Genomic DNA, 3,352 nt, shown 5'->3' with positions numbered 1-3,352 from the left:
CGGCACCCTTGGCGCGGAAGCCGCTATGTTGCGCATCATGCTGATTGCAATGCTAGGAGCTGGCTGCTGGTGCCTGCCGCAGGCAGCGGCCATCGCTGAAGACAGCGAGGTCCAGCCAGAAGCACAACCGCATGAACTGATCGTCAGGCCGGCCGAGCCCGAGCGGTTCAATACCGAGCAGGGCAATACCGAGCCAGGCAATCCCGAGCAGGGCAGTTCTCAGGAAGCTCCTTCCGACAGCGTCAGCCGCGGTTATTACGCCAACTACCCGGCTAAGGGCTATTACGCCCCGTACGTGTACCCACCCAATTTTCCTCCTCGATACCCGAAGCTGCTGGGCTACGGCTTTGGCATTCGCGGCCACATGCTCTATCACCCCCGCTACATTTTCGGTCATCCGGCCGGCTATTTGCGCGAGCACTGCCCCAACGATCAAAAGTACGGCCCGGTCTACTATCAGTCGGGCATGCCCGTCGCCGGCTCACGGGTCGAATGGCTGCACACGGGCGCCGGCGTGGGAAAGTTTCAGCGCAGCACCGTGGAAGTCTCCCCGGAGCAGCAGGCCAAAACGAATCCGGCGACCTCGGCGCCATGAGCGCACGATCGCGGCGGCGCAGCCGATTGAGTATCACCGCTGCTAGGCCCAAAAGACTCGATATGCGTGGGCCACGAAGCGTAGCGCGAGATCGCGGTGAATCGCCGCGGCGAGATCGGCCAGCCCGAGCAAGCCGCACCCCGACAGCGACTGTTCGAACTGTTCGGCCGTGAGCGACTCGTGCAGGCAGAATTCGAGCAGCTTGGGTCGAAACGCGCGGTAGTCGAAAAAATCCGATCGTTTCAGGAATTCGCAAACCAGCGTCGAAAGTTGTTCTTCACTCCGCTGGTCGGAGATCGGCCCGACCATCGAGTGCCACCAGGCCAGCGGCTCGTGCAAGGCTGAAATCGCCACGCTCGACTGCGAGGCGACGGCATCGAGCTGCTTGAAGAGTACGATGGGCCGGACGAGCGCTTGCGTAAAGTAGGCTTCCAAGCGTGGCCGCAGTTCGGCGAACTCTTGCACGCGCGATTGCCGAACCACCGCCACCAACTCATCGGGGAGATTTAACCCCGGTTTCTGCCAGACGGCGGCAATTTCGCTCGACATCTCGAGACGATCGAGCGCCGCATCCATCCGCCGGTGCGAGTGAATGTCCTCCTCGACTTCGGCCTTGAATTCATTCGCAATCTGGCGAAGCACGACATTTTCGCTCCACAGCAAGTGCTCGATCGCCGTCAACAATAGCCCGATCCAGACGTCGTGGTCTTCCCGCTCAATCCGCGGACGAAGCCGCTGGAGATCCTCGGCCACCGTCGGACTGGCATCCGCCGTGAGTGCGGCCGCACGCCAGCGTGCTTCGACAAAGCTGGCCAGCACACCCGCACTGGCCGGCGCGTCCAGCAGCCGCGTCGCGCGATCGCCAGTTGCCTCGTCCGGATTGAGCACGAGCTCGCGCCGGTACAACTCACCGAGCGGTCCGGCCAGGCCGCCCGACATCATGCCTTCCGCCAACCAGTCTTCGGGCGTCCGCGCGGGATCGAGTTCCGGCGATAGCGCCAGCAACCAGTAGAGACGGCAGCACAAGTCGGGATGCCCGGGATGCCTGTCAAACAAGGCCCGCAGACGCTCGTAGGCGACGGACTCCTGCCCGCTGCAAGCGAATTCCCACAGGCCCTCGAGCGTTTCCGTCCATGTCGCGTCGCCGCCGCTGGGCGGCTGCCGCGATTCGGCCGGTACAGGCGAGCCGGAAGCGTCAGCGACCGGAGTTCTCTGCGTATCGAAGCGCACGACCATCTGGCCATCCGCCGCGTCGTCCTGCCCGGTCGCCTGGCGAAATTCGACGTGCCGCAGGACTATTTCGTAGGCCTCGCGCAGCCGGCGAAAGTGCTCCGGAAATTGCTCGGGCTTGTAGCTCCGAATCAACCGCGTGTACGCCCGCTTGAGATCGCGCGGAGCCACGGTCCAGGTGACGCCCAACAGCGCGTAGGGATCGTCGGGCCAACGATCCAGTTCGGGAGGCAATTGATGCTGGTCCAACGAAACGCTCGCTTTGGACGTCAGTGTCGTTCGATCAGCGATTGGGCAGCGGAAAAGCGCCGCCGCCGGGCTGTGCCGGTTTCTGCTCGGCGCGCCGTTTAATATTTGGCCTGCGGCCCTGCTGCGGTCCGAATCGAAGATTGTCGTCTTCGTCTGAGTAGAGGATCGAGCTGTAATCTGGCGTTTTGATGGGCGGTGGGACGACTCTCTCGATCTGCAGGTTCTGCAGATTAAATTGCTTCATATCAAACTTCGACGGGGCCGTCGGCAGCCGTGAATTTGTCGCCAGATCGCATTTGGAGACCATGCCGAGCAGCACAAAGATCACTGAGACGATCCAGGCGTTGTTGCGACCGGACCCCTGCACCGGCTTCGCCGCCCGTTTCGCCGCCTGAACCGCCTGCGGCTTGCGTCGGCGCTCGGCCTTGACGCGTTCACGCTTTTCTTGTTGCCAGTTCGCGATGCGATGCAGGAATACCGAATCGAGCCGAGCGATTTCCGGATGCGTCGTGTTCAACGCGCGCGCCGCGTCGGCCCATCTCTGCGGCTCCTGCCGCGTCTCCTGCAAGAACGACTGCCTGGCAATCGCGCGATCGTGAGGACGCATGACGAACAGCTTGCGCACGACATCGGCCAGCGCTTTGACATCCGGCAGCGTCTCTCCGACAAACGGCTCGCGGGCGAGAAAGAACCCGCCGACCAGCTTGTTCAGCCGGGCCAACAACGGCGGGTGCCGCGCACATTTCGACGTTAATTCTGCGTCTCGCGCGCGACGCTCGGCCGGTTCGAGCTGAAAAAACTCTGCGCAAAAAGATTCGACTTCCTCGCGCAAGACATCACGCCGCCCGGTCATCAGCCCTTCGGCGATGGTCATGGTCGACGGCGCGCGGCGCGCGGCCACGACGCGGGCAAGCGTTTGCCAATCCGGAGGCGGCAGGAAGCTGTGCCCGGCCAACTGCCGCGCCAGCGCGGCAGATTGCGTAGCCGATTCGCCGCCGGCAAGTCCGAGTTGGTCGATCGCCCAATCTCGCTCGCTACCGCAGGGCTCGGGATTATAGGGAGTCGTCATCGTGATCCAACCCGTCGTGGCCGCCGGCCTCGCAACGGTCGAGAAAGTCGGTGAGTGCCTGGCGATGCCGCTCGATGGCTTCGCGGTCGGTGATCGCCAGGGCGGCTTCGAAGCCATCCAGTAGTTGCCCCAATAGTTCGCGCGTTTCGAGCGACAGCTCCGCGTAGACCCGCTCGGCACGCTGCAACAAGAATCGATTCACGGCCTCT

Annotated in this window: 4 protein-coding genes; 1 reads left to right on the top strand and 3 read right to left on the bottom strand. The window is 63.2% G+C overall.

Annotated elements, in window-relative coordinates; translation table 11 throughout:
• Nucleotides 1–595 (top strand): hypothetical protein (locus VGG64_12400; GenBank protein ID HEY1600399.1); only part of this gene is annotated, 595 nt, incomplete at its 5' end.
• A gap of 42 nt (nt 596–637) precedes the next feature.
• Here the strand turns inward: VGG64_12400 and VGG64_12395 are convergent.
• The 3 genes from VGG64_12395 to VGG64_12385 form a co-directional block, all read right to left on the bottom strand.
• Nucleotides 638–2,074 carry a J domain-containing protein gene (locus VGG64_12395; GenBank protein ID HEY1600398.1) on the bottom strand — a complete coding sequence of 479 codons (1,437 nt, stop codon included), beginning with the start codon at nt 2,072–2,074 and terminating at the stop codon, nt 638–640.
• A 34-nt stretch (nt 2,075–2,108) separates the two neighbouring features.
• On the bottom strand, nt 2,109–3,143 hold the full coding sequence (locus VGG64_12390; GenBank protein HEY1600397.1) for a hypothetical protein: 1,035 nt from the start codon (nt 3,141–3,143) through the stop codon (nt 2,109–2,111).
• On the bottom strand, nt 3,127–3,352 hold a 226-nt coding region (locus VGG64_12385; GenBank protein HEY1600396.1), incomplete at its 5' end, for a hypothetical protein. The genes VGG64_12390 and VGG64_12385, both read right to left, overlap by 17 nt.

Source organism: Pirellulales bacterium, from assembly GCA_036490175.1.
Taxonomy (GTDB): Bacteria; Planctomycetota; Planctomycetia; order Pirellulales; family JACPPG01; genus JACPPG01.
The sequence above is the reverse complement of the archived record's forward strand: the minus strand, read 5'-3'. Positions and strand labels throughout refer to the sequence as shown.